The following is a 19,026-nucleotide window of genomic DNA, read 5'->3' as shown; positions in this document are numbered from 1 at the left end:
GGGGTCGGGATGGCCAAACGCGAGAGAGTCATGACCATGTCGGTGGAGCTGCCGCTGTGGCGCGCGCTCGCCGGCTACCGGGTGCTCACCATGCTGTACGCGGTGGGGTTCTTCGCCACCGCCTACGACGGGTTCGAGCGCCCCTGGGTCGCCGTCGCCTACTACTGCGTCCTGTTCGTGTGGACGGTGGCCACCCTGCCCAGGGTCGCGAACGCGGCCAGCTGCACCAAGCGCTTCCTCGCCGCGGACCTCACCGTCGCGCTCACCGGCATCATGCTCACGACCGTCGCCGACACCCACGAACGCATCCAGTCGGGCGGTCCGACGCTGCCGTCGATATGGACCGCCGGTTCCGTCCTGGCGTTCGCCATCAAGGGCGGCTGGCGCTGGGCGGCCTTCGCCTCCTCCGCGGTCGCCGTGACCAACCTGGTCGAGCGCGGCACCCCGGCCCGCGACACCGTCCACAACGTGATCCTCGTCTGGGTGGCCTCCATCGCCATCGGCTATGTCGTCGAGGTCGCCCGCGCCTCCGAGCGCACCCTGGCCCGCGCCCTGGAGATCGAGGCGGCGACCCGGGAACGGGAGCGGCTCGCCCGGGACATCCACGACAGCGTGCTCCAGGTGCTGGCCATGGTGCAGCGGAGGGGGGCGGTGATCGGCGGGGAGGCGGCCGAGCTGGGCCGGATGGCGGGCGAGCAGGAGGTCGCGCTGCGCACGCTGGTCTCCGGCGCTCTGGTGCCGATCTCCCGGGTGTCGCAGGACGCGGCCGACGGCGCCGTCGTGTACGCGGTGGAGGACGAGCCGCGGGAGCCGGCGCAGGAGAGCGGTCCGCTCGATCTGCGCGCGCTGCTCGCCCCCTTCGCCGCCGCCCGCGTCAACCTCGCCGATCCCGGCGCCCCGGTCCTGCTGCCCGGGCCCGCCGCGCGGGAGCTGGCCTCGGCGGTCGGGGCGGCCCTGGACAACGTCCGCAGGCATGCCGGGGAGGACGCCCGGGCCTGGATCCTGGTCGAGGACGAGCCCGACACGGTGATCGTCACCGTGCGGGACGACGGGCCGGGCATCCCGGAGGGGCGGCTCGCGCAGGCCGAGGGCGAGGGGCGGCTCGGGGTCGCCCAGTCGATCCGCGGCCGGCTGCGCGACCTCGGCGGCAGCGCCGAGCTGATCTCGACTCCGGGGCAGGGCGCGGAGGTCGAACTGACGGTACCGAAGGCGCCGAAGGAGAAGAACGTGAAGCGGCGGGGGAAGGCGGGGCAGCCATGAGCCAGGAAGCGAACCGGGAGCAGGACCGGGAGCAGGGCCGCGAACCGAGCCGGGAACAGGGGCCGATCAAGGTCATGGTGGTCGACGACCACCCCATGTGGCGCGAGGCGGTCGCCCGGGATCTCGCGGAGTCCGGCTTCGACGTCGTCGCCACCGCAGGCGACGGCGAGCAGGCCGTGCGCCGCGCCAAGGCCACCACGCCCGATGTGCTCGTGCTGGACCTGAACCTGCCCGCGAAGCCGGGCGTCCAGGTGTGCAAGGAGGTCGTCGCCGCGAACCCGGCGCTGCGGGTCCTGGTGCTGTCGGCGAGCGGCGAGCACGCCGATGTGCTGGAGGCGGTGAAGTCCGGCGCGACCGGCTACCTGCTGAAGTCGGCGTCCACCGAGGAACTGCTGGACGCGGTGCGCCGGACGGCCGTCGGCGACCCGGTGTTCACGCCGGGCCTGGCCGGTCTGGTGCTGGGCGAGTACCGCAGGCTGGCCTCCGATCCCGGCCCCGCCGCCGGCGGCGACGAGCCGAACGCGCCGCGGCTGACCGACCGGGAGACCGAGGTGCTGCGCCTGGTCGCCAAGGGCCTGAGCTACAAGCAGATCGCCGAACGCCTCGTCATCTCCCACCGCACGGTCCAGAACCACGTCCAGAACACCCTCGGCAAACTCCAGCTGCACAACCGGGTGGAGCTCGTCCGGTACGCGATAGAGCGCGGCCTCGACGACGAGTGAGGGGCGCGCAAAACTGACTCTTCGTCGGACAACCGCGGCGAAGGGGAACTTCCATGCGCGTAGGAGTACTGACCGGAGGCGGGGACTGCCCCGGCCTCAACGCCGTCATCCGGGCGGTCGTCCGCAAGGGCGTCCAGGAGTACGGCCATGAGTTCGTCGGGTTCCGGGACGGCTGGCGGGGCCTGCTCAACAAGAGGTCCGTCCGCCTCGACATCCCCGCCGTGCGCGGCATCCTGCCCCGTGGCGGCACGATCCTCGGCTCCTCGCGGACCAACCCCCTCAAGGAGGAGGACGGCATCCGCCGCATCAGGGAGACCCTCGCCGAGCAGCGGATCGACGCGCTCGTCACCATCGGCGGCGAGGACACCCTCGGCGTCGCCGCCCGGCTCTCCGACGAGTACGGAGTGCCCTGCGTCGGCGTCCCGAAGACCATCGACAACGATCTGTCCGCCACCGACTACACCTTCGGCTTCGACACCGCCGTCGGCATCGCGACCGAGGCCATCGACCGGCTGCACACCACCGCCGAGTCCCATATGCGGGTCCTGGTCGTCGAGGTGATGGGCCGGCACGCCGGCTGGATCGCCCTCCACTCGGGCCTGGCGGGCGGGGCGAACGTGATCCTCATCCCCGAGCAGCGCTTCGACGTCGAGCAGGTGTGCGCCTGGGTGACCTCCCGCTTCCGGTCCTCGTACGCCCCGATCGTGGTCGTCGCCGAGGGCGCGATGCCCAAGGACGGCGACGTGGTGCTGAAGGACGGGTCGCTGGACGCCTTCGGACACGTCCGGCTGTCCGGCGTCGGCGAGTGGCTCGCCAAGGAGATCGAGCGGCGGACGGGGCAGGAGGCCCGTACGACGGTGCTCGGCCATGTCCAGCGCGGCGGTACGCCGAGCGCCTTCGACCGCTGGCTCGCCACCCGCTTCGGCCTGCACGCCGTCGACGCCGTCCACGAGGGCGACTTCGGCAAGATGGTCGCCCTGCGCGGCACGGATATCGTCCGGGTACCGATCGCGGAGGCGACGGCACGGCTGAAGACGGTGGACCCGACACTGTACGCGGAAGTCGCGGTGTTCTTCGGCTGACCGCCGACAATTGACAATTGACGGCTGACGGCTGCTGGCTGACGATACGTCAAGTCATCGTGGGACAAGGGGAGTTCGTGGCCGGATCGTGGAAGTCGCCGGGTCTGCCCGCGTCAGTGGAGGCCGAGGCGGAGACACTCGCCGCCGTCTGGCCCGCCGTACGCGACGGCAAGGCCCTGCCGGCCCCGGAGTTCGCGCGGCTCCACTCGCTGGCCACGCTGTGCAAGGAGGCGTCCGAGGCGGCCGCCGGCGGGGGAGACGACGCACCGGAGCTCACGGTCAGCCTCCTCGCGAGCGCCGTGCTGCACCGCGTGGTTGCGGTGCCCGTGCCGCCGGCCCTGCGCTGGTTCTTCGACCCGTCGGCGCCCGTCGACGCCCAGGCGGCCGGCCTCGCCGCCCGGATGGGGGGCGCATACGCCGCCCGTTCCGAAACGGACCGCACTCCGCAGTGGCTGCGCCGCTGGTGCCTGGAGGCAGCCCTGATCTTCGGCACCCGCGCGCTGGACGGCCCGGCGCCCAGCGACACGGCCCGCGGCAAGGTCCACGAACTCCTCGCCGTCCTCGCGGAACGGCGCTTCAGGACGGGCGGCGACCCGGCCGACGAGGACGTCGCCGTCACCCACGCCCGCGCCGCACTCGACCTGGCCACCGAGGCGGAACGGGCCGAGCGCGGCGCCCGCCTCGCCCGGCTGATGACCGGCCGCTCGCTCCGCGTGCGGGACCCCGCGCTCCTGCACGACGCCGTCGACCTGGCCCGGGCCGCGCTCGCCCCGCTGGACCCGGCGAGCTTCGCCTGGCTGGCCCAGGCGGGGATGACGGTCGGCGCCCTCCTCACCGCCACCGTCCAGGACACCAAGGACGTCGAACTGCTCGACGAGGCCCTGGACCTGCAGCGCGCGATCATGCGCCATCCCGAGTACCACCGCCTCCAGCACGGGTACCGCAACGAGTACGCCGGTCTGCTCGCCCAGCGCTTCGCCCGCCGCCGCGACCCGGCGATCCTGGACGAGACCATCGGGGCCTACGTGGAACTGCACGCCCTCGATCCGGGGCGGTACGCCGCCGATCTCGGCCGGCACCTCCAGTACCGCTACCAGCTGCGCGGAGACAGCGCCGACCGCCGGCACGCCCTGGCCCTGATGGCCGAGGGACTGCCCACTGGGCCGGCCGAGCACGAGGCGCTCACCTCCTACGCCATCGCCGCGCTGTACGAGTACCGCGATTCGGGCCGCATCGAGCCGGTCGAGCGGGCCCTGGCCACGATGACCCGGCTCACCGCCCCCGGCGCCGCCCATGCCGAGGACGGCAAGGTCCTCGGCGCCCTCGCCGACCTGCTGCTCGCCACCGGCGAAGCGACCCGCCCGCCCCGGCACGGCCCCGCCGAGGCCGCCGCCCGCCGCTCACTGGCCCGCTCCGACGACGCCGAGGACCGGGCCCGTGCACTGGCCCGGCTCGCCGAGGTGCTCGTGCGCCGCTACCGGGCCACCGCCGACCTGGCCCTGCTCGACGAGGCGATCGCCTGCTGCCGCGAGGGCGCCGCCGTGCTGCCTTCGGACGCCGAGGTGCCCCCGCAACTGCCGGGCTCCCTCGTCGCCGCGCTGGTCGAGCGGCACAGCCGGACCCGGCACCTCGTCTCCCTGCGCGAGGCGATCGACGCGGCGGAGTGGCTGCAGCGGGAGACCCCCGACCACGTCGCCGAACAACCCGTGATCCTGGGCAACCTGGTCGGTCTGATCGTCGAGCACGCCCGTCAGACCTCGGATCGCACCGACCTCGACCGCGGACAGCGGCTCGTCGAGCAGGCCCTGGCCACCGCCGGCCCTGGCCAGGACTGGCGCGACCACCTGCTGATCGCCCTCGGCGGCATCCTGCTGGCCCGCGCCCAGCTGCCCGGCGCCGACATCGAGGCCGCCGACACCGCCGTACGCCACTACGAAGCCGTTCTGCGGGAGGTGCCGCAGGAGTCGCGGCGCGCCGACCTCGTGCTGCACGGGAACCTGGCGCACGCCCTGTGGTCGCGCCACGCGAACGGCGGCGACCGCGCCGACCTCGATCGGGCCCTGGAGGCGGCGCGCACGGCCGTGGGCCTGCTGCCGCCCGGCGAGCCGCGCCGCGGCGACGCCCTCACCGTGCTCTCCCGGATCCTCATCACGATCCTCGGCGCCGGCGGTGCCCCCGAAGCCCTCCGGGAAGAGTCCCTCGCCGTCAACGCCGAACTCGCCGCCGACCCGGGGCAGCCCGCGCAGGTCCGTGCGGGCGCCGCGCTGCGACTCGCCATCGTGGCACGGGCCATCGGGGACGCGGAGCAGTCCCTGGCCGCGGCCCGCACTGTGATGGAGACGCTGCCGCTGCTCGCCTGGCGCGGGGTCGACCGGTCCGACCAGGAGGAGATGCTCGGCGGCATGGGGCGGGTCGGCTCGTTCGCCGGGATGATCGCGCTGGCCGCCGGACGGCCCCTCGAAGCGCTGGAAATGCTGGAGGCGGGGCGCGGCGTGCTCGCCGCCCAGACCCTGGAGACGCGGACCGAGACCGACGAACTGGCCGCCGCGCACCCGGAGTCGGCCGCCCGGCTCGACGCCCTTCGCCGGGAACTGGACCGGACCACCGGCCACGGCACGGCGGGCGAGGAGGCGGACCGCCGCCACCGGCTCGCCCGCGAGTGGCAGGAGGCACTGGACGAGATCCGCGCCCTCGACGGCTTCCAGGACTTCCTGCGCCCGCCCCGGGCAGCGCAGTTGCTGCAGGCCGGCGAGCAGGGGCCGGTCGTCATGGTCACCGGCGGCCCGATGAACCTCGGATACGCCCTGGTGCTCGACGGCACCGATCTCAAGGTCCTGCGGTTGCCGGACTTCTCCGAGGCCGAGGCCAGGGAGCGCGGCGAGACGCTGGTCCGGGCCGTGGCCGCCGCCGCCCGCTCCGGCCTGGCCCGCGCCTTCGCCGAACAGGCCGCCCTGGACATCCTCGACTGGCTCTGGCGCACGGTCGCCGAACCGGTCCTCGACGCCCTCGGCATCACCGGCCCGCCCGCGCCCGGCGAGGACCCGCCCCGTCTGTGGTGGTGCCCCTCCGGAGCGCTGTCCTTCCTGCCGCTGCACGCGGCGGGCGAGGTGCCGGACCGGGTGGTGTCCTCCTACACGCCGGGCGTCGCCACCCTGCTCCGGGCCCGCGGCGGGACGGCGGCCGAGGCCCGCCCGCTGATCGTCGCCGTCCCCGAACTCGACGGTCAGGCACCGCTTCCCGGCGCCCTGCGCGAGGCCGACCTGACCCGCGCGGCGGTCGGCGGCACCCTGCTCACCGGGGACGCGGCGCAGGTCGACGCCGTACGCACCGCACTCGCCGCACACTCATGGGCGCACTTCGCCTGCCACGGCGTCCAGGACCTCGAACAGCCCTCCCGCGGAAGGCTGTTGCTGCCCGACGGAGAGCTCTCCGTCCTGGACATCTCCCGACTCCGGCTGCCCGACGCCCAGTTCGCCTACCTCTCCGCGTGCGAGACCGCCGTGGGCGGCACCCGGCTGCCCGACGAGGCGCTGCACCTCGCCGGATCACTCCAACTCGCGGGCTTCTCCCAGGTGATCGGCACCCTGTGGCGGGTGGACGACGAATCGTCGGCGGAGATCGCGCAGGCCGTGTACGAGACCCTGAAGGACGCGGATCCCGGCGCCCCGCCCGCCGCCCTCGCCCTCCACCACGCGGTCGGCCGGCTGCGCGCCCGCCATCCGGACCGCCCGCTGAGCTGGGCCGCGCATGTGCATTCCGGGGCGTGAGCCGGGCGAGGGACTCTACGATCGTCGTCGTGGAAACAGCGGACGACGATCTGCACGCCGAGTTCTGCCGGGAGTTGGCGACCCTGCGGCTGCTGAGCGGACCCCGGCGGGCGGCCCTCGAACAGGCGGTACGGCGGTTGCGCGAGGGCGCGGACATCGGCGAGGTGCTCGCCTCCCTCGACGTCACCCTCACCGCCCCGCTGCTGGCCCGCGCCCCCACGCCCGTCGGCGCTCCCGGCCCGCCGGTGCGCGGCAGCTACCTGTGCCCGGTCGGGGCCTGCCACCGGGTCGAACTGCGCCGCGCCGGACAGGGCCCGCCCGAGTGCCTCGTCCACGAGCGTGTGCTGACCTTCGTCGCGGACGCGTGAGGGACACCCGGTGACGGGGTTCCTCGCCGAGCTGGGCCGGAAGCTGGCCGAGCGATGGTTCACCCTGCTCGTCCTGCCCGGCCTCGCCTATCTGCTGGCCGCCGCGGTCGCCGTGCGGCTGGGCCAGGGCGACTGGCACGACTGGCGCGTCCTGTGGGACGGCTTCGCCGCGCTCACCGAGGGGGAGCCGGACCGGCAGAACAGCCTCGCCGTCCGCGCGATCCTGCTCGTTCTCGCCGCCGTGCCCCTCTCCGCGGGCGTCGGCGCGGTCGCCCAGGCGCTCGCCGCGCCCGTCGAACGCGCCCTGTGCGGCCCCTGGCCACGGCCCTTCGCCGCCCTCTCCGCCCGGCTGACCGCCCGCCGCGCCACCGCCTGGCGGGCCGCGGACGACGCCCATCACCAAGGCGGCGACCCGGCCTCGGCCGCCCGCCGCAACGCCGTCGCCCTGATCCCGCCCGAGCACCCCACCCGGCTCGGCGACCGGCTCCGCGCCCCCGCCGTCCGCCTGGACAACGAGTACGGCATCGACCTCGCCACCGTCTGGCCCCGCCTCTGGCTCATCCTCCCCACGGCCACCCGAGACACCCTCACCGACACCCGGGCCCGCCTCGACACGGCGTTCGCCCTGGGCGGCTGGGCGCTGCTGTACCTGCTGCTCGCGATCCTGTGGTGGCCGGCCGCGCTGATCGCGCTGGCCGTGGCGGCCGTCTCCCGGCACCGGGCCGCGCTGGCGGCCGAGGCGTACGCCGAACTCGTCGAATCGACCGTCGACCTCCACCTCGACCGCCTCCTCACCCGTCTCGCGGAACCCCGCCCCGCACCGCAGCAGGGCAGGGCACTGACGGAGCGCCTGCGCCGCGGCCTGTAGCCGAGAAGCCTTCGCGAAACCTCGTCGAACCTTCGTCGGATCTTCGTCGACTACAGGGCGCTCGTCTGCCGCACCCGGCCCATCAGCTCCCGTACGATCGCCGCCCCGTTCAGCGTCAGCACCGACTCCGGATGGAACTGCACACCCGCGACCCCGGGCCCCCGCAGGGCATGCACCTCTCCGTTCGCGGCCCGGCTCACCTCGATGCCGTGCGCGGCCAGCTCGCGGGCGCTCTCGTCGTCGCAGGAGGCGACGAAGCTGTTGTAGAACCCGACGGTCTCCGCCCGCCCGAACAGGTCCACGGCCGTCTGCGCCCCCTGATACGGCACCTCCTTGCGGACGATGTCCAGGCCCAGCTCCGCCGCGATCAGCTCGTGCCCGAGGCAGACGCCGAGGACGCCGTGCCGGTGCTCCCCGAGCACCCGGGCGGTCAGCTCCCGCAGGAACCGCATCTTGGGATCGGCCAGGTCGGACGGGTCGCCGGGACCGGGGCCCAGCACCACCGGCCCCTCGTGTTCGAGCACCGCCTCCCGCAGCCCGGGCTCGTCGTAGCGCCGGACGGTCACGTCCAGCCCGCCGGAGCGCAGCACGTGCCCGAGCATCGCGGTGAAGGTGTCCTCGCCGTCGACGACCAGGGCGTGTCCGGTGAGCTCCGCGGAGCGGTCCTGCATCCGCAGCCAGAACGGCGCGAGCGAGGCGCGGCGTCCGTCGAGCGCGGCACGCACGCGTGGGTCGTCGGCGAGACGTACGCGCGTGTGCTCCGCGCGCGGGCGGGACGGCCGTACGCCCAGGGCGGCCAGCACCCCCGCCGCCTTGGCGTGCGTCTCCGCGACCTCGCCCGCCGGATCCGAACCGCGGACGAGCGTGGCGCCGACCGGCACCCGCAGTCGCCCGGCCGCGTCGATGTCGGCGGTGCGGATGAGGATGGGGGAGTCGAGGGTCTGCGCGCCGCCGGAGTCCCGGCCGAGCAAAGCCAGCGCGCCCGCGTAGTAGCCGCGCCCGCCGACCTCGTGCCGCTCGATGACCCGGCAGGCGTTCTGCACGGGCGAGCCGGTGACGGTCGCCGCGAACATGGTCTCCTTCAGGACCTCCCGCACATCCAGCGAGGACCTGCCGCGCAGCTCGTACTCCGTGTGCGCGAGATGCGCCATCTCCTTGAGCCGGGGGCCGATCACCACCCCGCCCATGTCGCCGACGGTGCACATCATCTTGAGCTCCTCGTCGACGACCATGGACAGCTCCTCGATCTCCTTGCCGTCGGCGAGGAAGTCCAGCAGGTGCTCGGGCGTCGGACCCTCGGCGGGATACCGGTAGGTCCCGCTGATCGGGTTCATGACGACCGTGCCGCCGGACATCCGTACATGCACCTCGGGGCTGGCCCCCACCAGGGTCCGGTCGCCGGTGTGCACGACGAACGTCCAGTAGGCGCCGCGCTCGCCTTCGAGGAGCCGCCGGAAGAGCGCGAGGGCGTCGGCCCGCCCGAACCCCGGGATCTCCCCCTCGTACGTCCGCCGGATCACGAAGTTGGCGCCCTCGCCCCGCCCGATCTCGTCCCGCAGCACCCACCCGACGATCTCGCCGTACTCCTCGTCGTCGACGTCGAAGCCGCCGGAGCGGACCTGGACGTCATGGGAGGGGAGCTGGGCCAGGGCTTCGGCCAGCGGGATCTCGTAGGTCTCCTGGGGCGTCAGCACCGCCAGCGGCGTCCCGTCGTCACGGACGTCGAAGCCGCGCTCGCGGATCTGCCGGAACGGGACGAGCGCGAGGCCCTCGTCGGGGAGGTCGGCGAGGCGGTCGTAGGAGGCGACCGGGCCGAGGAGCAGTTCGACGGTGTGCTCGTCGCGGCCGGGGGTGCGGCGGCGGAGCAGGGCGAAGGGGCGGGGGTCGTGCAGCAGGTCCGGCAGGTTCATCGGGTTCGGATTCCTTCTCGATCTCGTCGACGGAGAGGGAACGGCCCCGGAAACACCGAAGGCCGCCCCTCGGGCGGCCTTCGCGAAGTCTTGCGTACGCGCAGTCAGTGGGCCGCCGGATGAGCGGTCCACCACCAGTTCTGGGTCGAAAGCGCGAACATGCGACGCACCCTACCGCACGCGACCTCGCGCACACCTGAGCGAGCCTGCGTCTCACCTGTCGAGCCGATGCGAAAACGACTCGACACGACCCCGTAATGTTGAGGGCGTGACCGTGAACGCTAAGACCAGCGCGAGCGCTGGCAACACCTGGCGAGACCTGCCCGCGGCGCAGCAGCCCGAGTACCCCGACACCGAGGCTCTGCGCGCAGTGATCGCGGACCTCGAGTCGTATCCGCCGCTCGTCTTCGCGGGCGAGTGCGACCAGCTGCGCGCCCGGATGGCGGCCGTCGCCAAGGGAGAGGCGTTCCTCCTCCAGGGCGGCGACTGCGCCGAGGCCTTCGACGCGGTGTCCGCCGACCACATCCGCAACAAGCTGAAGACGCTGCTGCAGATGGGCGCGGTGCTGACGTACGCGGCCTCCGTGCCGGTCGTCAAGGTCGGCCGGATCGCGGGCCAGTACTCCAAGCCGCGCTCCAAGGGCACCGAGACCCGTGACGGCGTGACCCTGCCGACGTACCGGGGCGACTCGGTCAACGGCTTCGCGTTCGACGAGGCGTCCCGTGTCCCGGACCCCGAGCGGCTGAAGCGGATGTACAACGCGTCCGCCTCCACGCTCAACCTGGTGCGCGCCTTCACCACCGGCGGCTACGCCGACCTGCGCCAGGTGCACGCCTGGAACCAGGACTTCGTGAAGTCGTCCCCGTCCGGGCAGCGCTACGAGCAGCTCGCGCGCGAGATCGACCAGGCACTCAACTTCATGCACGCCTGCGGGGCCGACCCGGAGGAGTTCAAGACGGTCGAGTTCTACTCCTCGCACGAGGCGCTGCTGCTCGACTACGAGTCCGCGCTCACCCGCGTCGACTCCCGCACCGGCCGGCTGTACGACGTCTCCGCGCACATGGTGTGGATCGGCGAGCGCACCCGGCAGCTGGACCACGCGCACATCGAGTTCGCCTCGAAGATCCGCAACCCGATCGGCATCAAGCTCGGCCCGACGACCACGGCCGAGGAGGCGCTGCAGTACATCGAGCGCCTCGACCCCGACCGCGAGCCGGGTCGGCTGACCTTCATCGTCCGCATGGGCGCCGACAAGGTCCGCGACAAGCTGCCCGAGCTGGTCGAGAAGGTCAGCGCCTCGGGCGCGACCGTCGCCTGGATCACCGACCCGATGCACGGCAACACCTACGAGGCGGCCTCGGGTCACAAGACCCGCCGGTTCGACGATGTGCTCGACGAGGTCAAGGGCTTCTTCGAGGTCCACAAGGGCCTCGGCACCCACCCGGGCGGCATCCATGTCGAGCTGACCGGCGACGATGTCACCGAGTGCGTGGGCGGCGGCGACGAGATCTTCGTCGACGATCTCCACCAGCGCTACGAGACGGCCTGCGACCCGCGCCTGAACCGCAGCCAGTCCCTGGACCTGGCGTTCCTCGTGGCCGAGATGTACAGGGACCAGTAGGTCCTGGCCTATTACCTACCTGTGCGGTGGGGCGCGGATCACATACGATCCGCGCCCCACCGCACTTTTGCGCTCGCCGGGCTCCGGGTAAGGTTAGGTTAGCCTTATTGATCTCGACGGGAGGTGAGTCCGCGTGTACGTCTGCAGCTGCTTCGGAGTGACTGAAGCGCAGGTCCAGAAGCACGTGGACGACGGTGCCTGCACGCCCCGCCAGATCGCCTCCGCCTGCAAGGCCGGAACGGACTGCGGCTCGTGCGTACGTCGAATTCAGGCCATCCTCGGCCGAGGCGCATGCCCGCGCCGTGAGCTGGCCGACCAGGGCCGGCCGGTCCTCACCGACCTCGAGGAAGCCGCTTAGCCTTCGGCCGACCGGGGCCTCAGCTCTCCGGCTGCTCGATCAGCTGTGCGATGTACAGCGCCTCTCCGAGCTTCTCCACCAGCTCCAGCTGAGTGTCGAGGTAGTCGATGTGGTGCTCCTCGTCCTCGAGGATCGACTCGAAGATGTTCGCGGACGTCACATCGCCCTTTTCGCGCATCACCTTGATGCCGCGCTTCAGGCGGTCGATCGCCTCGACCTCGATCTTCCGGTCGGCCTCGAACATCTCCTTGACCGTCTGGCCGATCCGTACATGGAACAGCCGCTGATAGTTCGGCAGTCCGTCCAGGAACAGAATTCGGTCGGTGAGCACCTCGGCGTGCTTCATCTCGTCGAACGATTCGTGCCGGGTGTACTTCGCGAGCTTCGTCCAGCCGAAGTTCTCCTGCATCTTGGCGTGGAGGAAGTACTGGTTGATCGCGGTCAGCTCACCGGTGAGCTGCTCGTTGAGGAACTCGATGACCTCGGGGTCGCCCTGCATCGCAGAGGCTCCTTCCGCATGGGAATTCGGGGTGGGGAATTCGGGGAGGTTCCGCCGCATGATTTCACCGGTGCCGAAGATCGTCCAGTAAGTGCGTACTTAGTAAGTTAGTGCATGCTTAGTAGCAGTTGCCCGATTCTGGATATGGGCGGTCATGGCTGGTCATGTGCACCGTCGCGGGTCTGTCAGGATGGAGTCATGGGTCAGCCGGTGGAGCGCGAATCTGGGGAAGAAGCAGTGTCAGAGCTTCCGCCGGGACAGCGACTGCAGCGCGGCTGGCCGGTCACCCACTACGGCCCGGTGCCCAAGTTCCGGCCCGAACGCTGGGACTTCAGGGTCTTCGGCGCCACCGCCGACGGTGAGAAGAGCTCCTGGAACCACGAGGAGTTCACGGCCCTTCCGTACGCCTCCGTCACGGCCGATCTGCACTGCGTGACGAAGTTCAGCATGCTCGGCGCCGAGTGGGGCGGCATCCCCGCCCGGACGATCCTGGAGATCGCGCCGCCCGCACCCAACGTCACCCATGTGATGGTGTGGGCCGAGTACGGCTTCAGCTCGAACCTGCGCCTCGTGGACTTCGCCGCCGAACGCACGATTTTCGCCACCCACAAGGACGGCGAGCTGCTCACCGCCGAACACGGCTTCCCGCTCCGCCTGGTCGTCCCGCACCTCTACGCCTGGAAGGGCCCCAAGTGGGTCCGCGGCATCGAGTACATGACCGCCGACCGCCGAGGCTTCTGGGAGGAGCGCGGCTACCACAACATCGGCGACCCCTGGAAGGAACAGCGGTACTCCTACCAGGAGGTGCCGGGGGACGGGCCTGAGCTCTGAGGCACCGGGGCGTCGGCTGTGCCGGTAGGCTCCTTGGGGGTTGCTACGAAAGCTGTGCAGGGGAGCCACTGATGGCCATCTTCAACGTGATCTACTCGGAATCCGCGGGGCGTGTGCGTGACAGCCTTCCGGACGACCGCCGTGAGCTGCTCCAGCGTGGCCTCGCCATAGTGGCCACGGATCCCCGCACCAAGATCTCGTTGCCGATCTCGGGTGACGAGAACACCCGATCCCTCGCCCTGACCCATACGATGGCCATCGAGTACCTCGTCAGCGACGGTTTGCTCGTCGTGCTCGTGGTGCACATCGTCGACACGTCCCAGGTGCTGTTCGAGAACGAGGACTGACCGGCGCCTCAGCCGTCCCGGAGCTTCTTCAGCCGTTCCACGTCCGCCGCGTGTCCCTCCTTGCCGCCGGGCGTCTCGATGATCAGCGGTACGCCCTCGGTCGCGGGGTGGGTCATCAGCGCCCGGAACGGGTCCTCGCCGATGTGACCGGCGCCGATGTTCTCGTGCCGGTCCTTGTGCGCGCCGACCACGTCCTTGGAGTCGTTGGCGTGGATCAGTTTCAGCCGGCCCTCGCCGACCGTGTCCACCAGCAGATCGAGGGTCTGGTGCATCCCGGCCGGGCCGGTCAGGTCGTGCCCGGCCGCGAAGATATGACAGGTGTCCAGGCAGACGCCGAGCTTGGGATGGGCGTCCAGCGCCTCGAAGTACGGTCCGAAGTCCCAGGTCCGGGAGCAGAGCGAGGCGCCCTGCCCGGCCGTCGACTCCAGCAGCAGGAACGGGTCGTCGTCGTGCGTCAGCTCGTCCAGCAGCGGCAGCAGATACTCGCGCACCTGCTTCAGCGCCACCGACCGGTCCCGCCCGCCCGTCGCGCTCCCCGTGTGGACGACCACGCCCAGCGCGCCGATCTCCCGCCCGCGGCGCAGCGAGTGCCGCATCGACTCCACCGACTTCTCGGCCGTCGCCTCGGTGTGCGAGCCGAAGTTGATCAGGTAGGGCGCATGCACATACGCCGGGACCGACTCCGCCGCACACGCCTCGCGGAACGCCTCGTCCTGCCGCGGGTTGCCGACAGGCGTCGCCCAGCCGCGCGGGTTGGCGACGAACACCTGGACCGTCTCGGCCTTGAGGTCATGCGCGTACGACATGCCCACGTCGTGCAGTCCGCCGGCCACGGGGACATGACCGCCGACGGGGTTGCGGGAGGGGAAAGGGGATCGAGGACTCACCCGGTCAGGGTGTCATGCCCGGCCGCCCCGCCGGTCACCGGATGGTGATGGTGATCGTCGACCCCTTGGGCGCCATCTCGCCGGCCTTCACGGACTGCTTCTTGACGCTGTCGCCGAAGAGCCCGAGCAGCCCACGGTCCTCCTCGACCTTGAACCCGGACTGCTCCAGGAGCGAGGTGGCGTCGTCGACGCTCGCACCGACCACGTCCGGGACCTCGACCAGCACCGGCCCCTTGGACAGCGTCAGCGTCACCGTGTCGCCGTCGGCGGCCTCACTGTCGGCCTCCGGGGTCTGCGCCGCGACCTGTCCCTTGTCGAACTCGGAGTTCACCGCCGCGGCGGCGACCTTCACCTTCAGGCCGGCCTCCTGCAGCTCCGTCCTGGCGTCGGCCAGGGACTCCCCGGTGACGTCCGGGACGTCGACCGGGCTGCCCTTGCTGACGACGATCGCGACTGCGGTGCCCGCGCGCCGCTGCGTGCCCGCCTTCGGGTCGGTGCTGATCACGAAGCCCTTGATGACGTCCTCGCTGAACGCCTTGGTGACCAGGCCCGGCTCCAGGCCGTCCGTCTTCAGCAGCTCCTCGGCCTTGTCCAGCCGGGAGCCCGTCACATCCGGCACCTTCACGATCTCGGGGCCGTCGGAGACGGTGAGCGTCACCGAGTCGTTCTTGCGGATCCTGGCACCCGGCTCGGGGTCCGTCTCCATGACCGTGCCGCGCTTCGCGGTGTCGCTGTACCGGTGCTGGACCTTGCCGACCTCGAGCCCGGCCGCCTCCAGCCGACTCCTGGCCTCCGCCTCCTTCTGCGTCAGCACCGCGGGGACCTTGGTGAACTGGCCGGAGTTGATGTACCAGACGCCCGCGCCCACGCCGAACACCAGCAGGACGACGGTGATGAGCGCGAGCACCCCACGCCGGGGCGGGCGCACGGTCCGCCGTCGCGGCGGCAGCGGCGGCGGGCTCTGGAACCGGGAGGTCCGGTCGACCGAGCCGTCGTCGTGCGCGGGGTCGAACGGGTCGTCCTCGTTGACGGGCAGCGGGCGCGGCACCGTCAGCGAGCGCGGGATGACGCTGGTGCGGTCCTCGGCGATGTCGTGCCCGGCGGAGACGGCCTGCGGCGGCAGCGCGTCCAGCTGCGCCTCGCTGAGCGGAGCGCGCGCCTCCCGCACCTGCCCGAGCAGCGCGACGGCGTCGTGCGGCCGGACGCCGGGCGTGCGGGCGGTGGCGGTGGCCACCAGCTCGTCCAGCTCGAACGGCAGACCGGGGACGGCGGCCGACGGCGGCGGAACGTCCTCGTGGAGGTGCTTGTAGAGCACGATCGCGGGGGAGTCGCCGTCGTGCGGCTTCTCGCCGGTGAGCATCTCGTAGAGCACGACCCCGCACGCGTACACGTCGACCCGGGGATCGGCGGTGCCGGGCTGCTCGATCTGCTCGGGAGCGAGATAGGCGACGGTGCCGAGCACGGCCCCGGTGGTGCTGGTCACGGTGTCCACGGACCGCACGAGCCCGAAGTCGGCGACCTTGACCCGCCCGTCGTCCCCTATCAACACGTTCTCGGGCTTCATGTCCCGGTGCACGAACCCGGCGCGGTGCGCGGCCCCCAGCGCGGCGAGCACCGGCTCCAGGATGTCGAGCGCGGCCCGCGGCTGCAGCGCCCCGCGCTCGCGCAGCACATCACGCAGGGTGCATCCGGCGATGTACTCCATGGCGAGATAGACGTACGACGCGTCGGCACCCTGATCGAACACCTGAACGACATTCGGGTGGGCGAGCCGGGCCACGGACTTCGCCTCCCGGATGAACCGATCGACGAACGCCCCGTCGGCGGCGAGCGCCGGGTGCATCACCTTGAGCGCGAGCACGCGGTCGAGGCGGGTGTCCACGGCCCGGTAGACCGTGGCCATCCCGCCGACCGCGATCCGCGCCTCGACGCGATAGCGGCCGTCGAGCACCTGCCCGACCAGAGGGTCCTGAAGGGTCGTGTCCACGCAGGCGAGTCTACGAGCAGCCACTGACACGATCCCCGCGCCCACCACGATCGGTCCCCGACTGCAGCCGACCTGTGACGCGAGTGGTGGCCGGAGGGGCCCATGGAGGTTCGGCCGCCGACGGCGCTGAGCCCCCACGGGCGAGGCCCGCTTCTCGGCCGACTGCAACAGGTGGTGCGTGGGTGGGCGATGTCTTTTTCGGGGGTGGACCGGCGGTCAGAAGGCAGGCCGCTCCGGGTCCAGCGCCGCGAGGCCCGCCGCGGGCGAGGACGCCTCGGCGAAGTAGCGGCGGGGGATCCGCCCGGCGAGGCGGGCCAGCCTTCCCGCCTCGACCCCGGCCCGCATGGCGGACGCCATCCGCTCAGGGTCCGGGGACCGCGTCACCGCCGATGCCAGCATCACCCCCGCACACCCCAGCTCCATCGCCAACGCCACGTCCGAGGCCGTACCGGCCCCCGCGTCGAGAATCACCGGCACCCGCGCGTGCTCCACGATCAGCTGGAAGTTGTGCGGGTTGCGGATGCCCAGGCCGGAGCCGATCGGCGACCCCAGCGGCATCACCGCGGCGCACCCCACGTCCTCCAGCTTCCTGGCCAGCACCGGATCGTCGTTCGTGTAAGGCAGCACCGTGAACCCGTCGTCCACCAGCGTCTCCGCCGCGTCCAGCAACTCGATCGGATCCGGCAGCAGCGTCCGCTCGTCGGCGATGACCTCCAGCTTGACCAGGGACGTCCCCAGCGCCTCCCGCGCCAGCCGAGCCGTCAGCACGGCCTCCCCGGCGGTGAAGCACCCCGCCGTGTTCGGCAGCACCCGGATGCCCAGCCGCTCCAGCACCGACAGCACGGAACCCCGCACCGAAGGGTCGACCCGGCGCATCGCGACCGTCGTCAGCTCGGTCCCGGACGCCACCAGCGCCCGCTCCAGCACCTCCAGGCTGGGCGCACCCCCCGTGCCCATGATCAGCCGGGACGAGAAGGACATGCCTGCGAGGACGAAGGGATCGTCGGCCATGGTTCAGCCTCCTTGAACGGCGGTGAGGACCTCGACGCGGTCCCCCTCGGAGAGGGACGTCGACGGCCACTGCGCGCGCGGGACGACGGTTTCGTTCAGGGCGGCGGCCACTCCCGAGGGGGCCGGGGTCAGCGCGCGCACGACGCTGTCGAGAGCAGTGCCGGGCGCGAACTCCCGGCGCTCTCCATTGACCGAGATGTTCATACGGGCTGCTCCTGGAGCGCGAAACGCCTGGGCGTGAAGGGACGGGCCTCGTCCGGGAGCTCCCCGGTGGCCAGGGCATGCGCCATCGCGTCACCGGTCACCGGCGTCAGCAGCACGCCGTTGCGATAGTGCCCGGTGGCCAGCAGCAGCCCCTCCAGCTCCGTCGGCCCGAGCAGCGGCGCGTTGTCCGGGGACCCGGGCCGCAGCCCCGCGCGGGTCTCCGTGAGCGGCAGCTCGGTGATCCCCGGGACCAGCTCATGGGCGTCGCGCAGCAGCTCGTACACGCCGCCCGCCGTCACCGTCGTGTCCCAGCCCAGTTCCTCGCTGGTCGCGCCCACGACGAGCTCGCCGTTCTCCCGCGGCACCAGGTAGACCTGGCTGCCGCGCACCACGGCCCGCACGGTCCGGCTCAGGAACGGCGCGTACGGCTGCGGCACGGTCAGCCGCAGCACCTGCCCCTTCACGGGCCGTACGGGAGGCAGGACGTCCTCCGGAACCCCGCCGAGCCGCCCGCTCAGGCTGCCCCCGGCGAGCACCACCTGCCCCGCCCCCAGCGCCGTGCCGTCCCGTGTGACGATCCCCACGGCCCGTCCGTCCACGACGGACAGCCGCTCGGCCCAGGCGCGGTGGAAGACCACGCCCGCCCGCTCGCATCCGGCCAGCAGCGCCCCGGCCAGCCGCCGCGGATCGATCTGGTGATCGCCGTCCACCCGCAAGCCGCCGCGCACGCCGGGCGCGAGCAGCGGCTCCAGGCGCCGGCACTCCCGCCCGGACAGCCACTCCGACTCCAGCCCCGACTGCCGCTGCAGGGCGTGCAGTTCACGCAGGTGGGCACGGTCGTCGGCGTCCAGCGCGACCGCGAGCGTGCCGCAGCGCCGATAGCCGAGGTCGTGTCCGGTCAGCTCGCTCAGCTCGGCCACGAAGTCCGGATAGCGGCGGGCCGAGGCGAGGTTGAGGCCGAGCAGGGTCTGCTCGCCGTGGTGCAGTTCGGTGACGGCGGCCAGCATTCCGGCGGCCACCCGGGCGGCCCCGCCGCCCGGCTCCGGGTCCACCACCGCCGTGGCGAAGCCGCGCTGCGCGGCCCGCCAGGCCGTGACCAGCCCGATGATCCCGCCCCCGATGACGAGGACGTCCGACGTACGTGGAGACGACGGTGACAGTGGAGACGACATGGGCGTCCAGCCCCTCCCTTCGCCGGCATGACCCGGATCAGGTTCGTACGGTCGGAGGCCGCCAGCCTCCCTCTCAGCCCGGTGCGTCCGGGCTCCCGCGAGTGCTCTACGTTGGCCACCCTAGCCCGACCC

At 72.2% G+C, this 19,026-nt stretch carries 18 protein-coding genes and 1 riboswitch; of the genes, 10 read left to right on the top strand and 8 right to left on the bottom strand.

Annotated elements, in window-relative coordinates; genetic code table 11:
• Positions 1-9 precede the first annotated feature (9 nt).
• From macS to ACWD4O_RS06735, 6 genes are all read left to right on the top strand, one after another.
• Entirely contained in the window at positions 10-1,260 is a 1,251-nt protein-coding gene (macS, locus tag ACWD4O_RS06760; protein ID WP_451278099.1) for a MacS family sensor histidine kinase, read from the top strand.
• A gap of 74 nt (positions 1,261-1,334) precedes the next feature.
• A complete protein-coding gene (locus tag ACWD4O_RS06755) occupies positions 1,335-1,982 on the top strand; it encodes a response regulator transcription factor (RefSeq protein WP_351912514.1) in 648 nt (215 codons plus the stop codon).
• Positions 1,983-2,035: 53 nt separating this feature from the next.
• Positions 2,036-3,064, top strand: coding sequence for a 6-phosphofructokinase (locus ACWD4O_RS06750; RefSeq protein ID WP_451278097.1), 1,029 nt, complete (start codon positions 2,036-2,038; stop codon positions 3,062-3,064).
• Between the two features lie 77 nt (positions 3,065-3,141).
• A complete protein-coding gene (locus ACWD4O_RS06745; protein ID WP_451278095.1) occupies positions 3,142-6,831 on the top strand; it encodes a CHAT domain-containing protein in 3,690 nt (1,229 codons plus the stop codon).
• A gap of 29 nt (positions 6,832-6,860) precedes the next feature.
• The gene (locus ACWD4O_RS06740; protein ID WP_358807152.1) at positions 6,861-7,199 is read left to right on the top strand and encodes a hypothetical protein; all 339 of its coding nucleotides are present in this window, start codon (positions 6,861-6,863) and stop codon (positions 7,197-7,199) included.
• Positions 7,200-7,209: 10 nt separating this feature from the next.
• Complete coding sequence (locus ACWD4O_RS06735) at positions 7,210-8,067, top strand: hypothetical protein (RefSeq protein ID WP_451278093.1); 858 nt, start codon at positions 7,210-7,212, stop codon at positions 8,065-8,067.
• Between the two features lie 50 nt (positions 8,068-8,117).
• Here ACWD4O_RS06735 and ACWD4O_RS06730 read toward each other — a convergent pair whose 3' ends face one another.
• Entirely contained in the window at positions 8,118-9,977 is a 1,860-nt protein-coding gene (locus ACWD4O_RS06730) for an anthranilate synthase family protein (RefSeq protein WP_451278091.1), read from the bottom strand.
• A gap of 104 nt (positions 9,978-10,081) precedes the next feature.
• Positions 10,082-10,138 carry a trp operon leader peptide gene (locus tag ACWD4O_RS06725; RefSeq protein ID WP_078912442.1) on the bottom strand — a complete coding sequence of 19 codons (57 nt, stop codon included), beginning with the start codon at positions 10,136-10,138 and terminating at the stop codon, positions 10,082-10,084.
• Between the two features lie 107 nt (positions 10,139-10,245).
• Here ACWD4O_RS06725 and ACWD4O_RS06720 point away from each other — a divergent pair, with 107 nt between their 5' ends.
• Both ACWD4O_RS06720 and ACWD4O_RS06715 read left to right on the top strand, forming a co-directional pair.
• Positions 10,246-11,598: a class II 3-deoxy-7-phosphoheptulonate synthase gene (locus tag ACWD4O_RS06720; RefSeq protein ID WP_451278089.1), complete on the top strand. Its 1,353-nt coding sequence runs from the start codon at positions 10,246-10,248 to the stop codon at positions 11,596-11,598.
• A 133-nt stretch (positions 11,599-11,731) separates the two neighbouring features.
• Positions 11,732-11,956, top strand: a complete 225-nt coding sequence (locus tag ACWD4O_RS06715) for a (2Fe-2S)-binding protein (protein ID WP_351912473.1) — start codon at positions 11,732-11,734, stop codon at positions 11,954-11,956.
• Between the two features lie 19 nt (positions 11,957-11,975).
• On the opposite strand, the gene bfr is transcribed toward ACWD4O_RS06715, so the two are convergent.
• Positions 11,976-12,455, bottom strand: coding sequence for a bacterioferritin (gene bfr, locus ACWD4O_RS06710; RefSeq protein WP_351912475.1), 480 nt, complete (start codon positions 12,453-12,455; stop codon positions 11,976-11,978).
• Between the two features lie 198 nt (positions 12,456-12,653).
• Between bfr and ACWD4O_RS06705 the strand changes: the two genes are divergently transcribed.
• A complete protein-coding gene (locus ACWD4O_RS06705) occupies positions 12,654-13,286 on the top strand; it encodes a sulfite oxidase-like oxidoreductase (RefSeq protein WP_451278086.1) in 633 nt (210 codons plus the stop codon).
• A 71-nt stretch (positions 13,287-13,357) separates the two neighbouring features.
• The gene (locus ACWD4O_RS06700; protein ID WP_451278084.1) at positions 13,358-13,633 is read left to right on the top strand and encodes a hypothetical protein; all 276 of its coding nucleotides are present in this window, start codon (positions 13,358-13,360) and stop codon (positions 13,631-13,633) included.
• Between the two features lie 8 nt (positions 13,634-13,641).
• Here ACWD4O_RS06700 and ACWD4O_RS06695 read toward each other — a convergent pair whose 3' ends face one another.
• The 5 genes from ACWD4O_RS06695 to thiO all read right to left on the bottom strand — a co-directional run bounded on the left by ACWD4O_RS06695 (position 13,642) and on the right by thiO (position 18,894).
• A complete protein-coding gene (locus ACWD4O_RS06695) occupies positions 13,642-14,520 on the bottom strand; it encodes a deoxyribonuclease IV (RefSeq protein WP_358807148.1) in 879 nt (292 codons plus the stop codon).
• Between the two features lie 34 nt (positions 14,521-14,554).
• The gene (gene pknB, locus ACWD4O_RS06690) at positions 14,555-16,507 is read right to left on the bottom strand and encodes a Stk1 family PASTA domain-containing Ser/Thr kinase (RefSeq protein WP_451278082.1); all 1,953 of its coding nucleotides are present in this window, start codon (positions 16,505-16,507) and stop codon (positions 14,555-14,557) included.
• A 216-nt stretch (positions 16,508-16,723) separates the two neighbouring features.
• Positions 16,724-17,518: a thiazole synthase gene (locus ACWD4O_RS06685; protein WP_451278080.1), complete on the bottom strand. Its 795-nt coding sequence runs from the start codon at positions 17,516-17,518 to the stop codon at positions 16,724-16,726.
• 3 nt (positions 17,519-17,521) lie between these two features.
• The gene (gene thiS, locus ACWD4O_RS06680) at positions 17,522-17,722 is read right to left on the bottom strand and encodes a sulfur carrier protein ThiS (protein ID WP_351912485.1); all 201 of its coding nucleotides are present in this window, start codon (positions 17,720-17,722) and stop codon (positions 17,522-17,524) included.
• Positions 17,719-18,894, bottom strand: coding sequence for a glycine oxidase ThiO (thiO, locus tag ACWD4O_RS06675; RefSeq protein WP_451278078.1), 1,176 nt, complete (start codon positions 18,892-18,894; stop codon positions 17,719-17,721). Before thiO ends, thiS begins: the two co-directional genes overlap by 4 nt.
• A riboswitch (TPP riboswitch) is annotated at positions 18,892-19,003 on the bottom strand. It overlaps the preceding gene by 3 nt.
• Between the last annotated feature and the right edge of the window lie 23 nt (positions 19,004-19,026).

Source organism: Streptomyces sp. NPDC002623, from assembly GCF_053592635.1.
Note: the sequence above shows the minus strand (reverse complement) of the source record. Positions and strands in the feature narration are given on the sequence as shown.

Bases quoted from the DNA above. Each gene is read 5' to 3' on its own strand.
- macS (WP_451278099.1), top strand. From the start codon at position 10: ATGGCCAAACGCGAGAGAGTCATGACCATGTCGGTGGAGCTGCCGCTG.
- ACWD4O_RS06755 (WP_351912514.1), top strand. From the start codon at position 1,335: ATGGTGGTCGACGACCACCCCATGTGGCGCGAGGCGGTCGCCCGGGAT.
- ACWD4O_RS06750 (WP_451278097.1), top strand. From the start codon at position 2,036: ATGCGCGTAGGAGTACTGACCGGAGGCGGGGACTGCCCCGGCCTCAAC.
- ACWD4O_RS06730 (WP_451278091.1), bottom strand. From the start codon at position 9,977: ATGAACCTGCCGGACCTGCTGCACGACCCCCGCCCCTTCGCCCTGCTC.
- bfr (WP_351912475.1), bottom strand. From the start codon at position 12,455: ATGCAGGGCGACCCCGAGGTCATCGAGTTCCTCAACGAGCAGCTCACC.
- ACWD4O_RS06705 (WP_451278086.1), top strand. From the start codon at position 12,654: ATGGGTCAGCCGGTGGAGCGCGAATCTGGGGAAGAAGCAGTGTCAGAG.
- ACWD4O_RS06700 (WP_451278084.1), top strand. From the start codon at position 13,358: ATGGCCATCTTCAACGTGATCTACTCGGAATCCGCGGGGCGTGTGCGT.
- ACWD4O_RS06685 (WP_451278080.1), bottom strand. From the start codon at position 17,518: ATGGCCGACGATCCCTTCGTCCTCGCAGGCATGTCCTTCTCGTCCCGG.
- thiS (WP_351912485.1), bottom strand. From the start codon at position 17,722: ATGAACATCTCGGTCAATGGAGAGCGCCGGGAGTTCGCGCCCGGCACT.
- thiO (WP_451278078.1), bottom strand. From the start codon at position 18,894: ATGTCGTCTCCACTGTCACCGTCGTCTCCACGTACGTCGGACGTCCTC.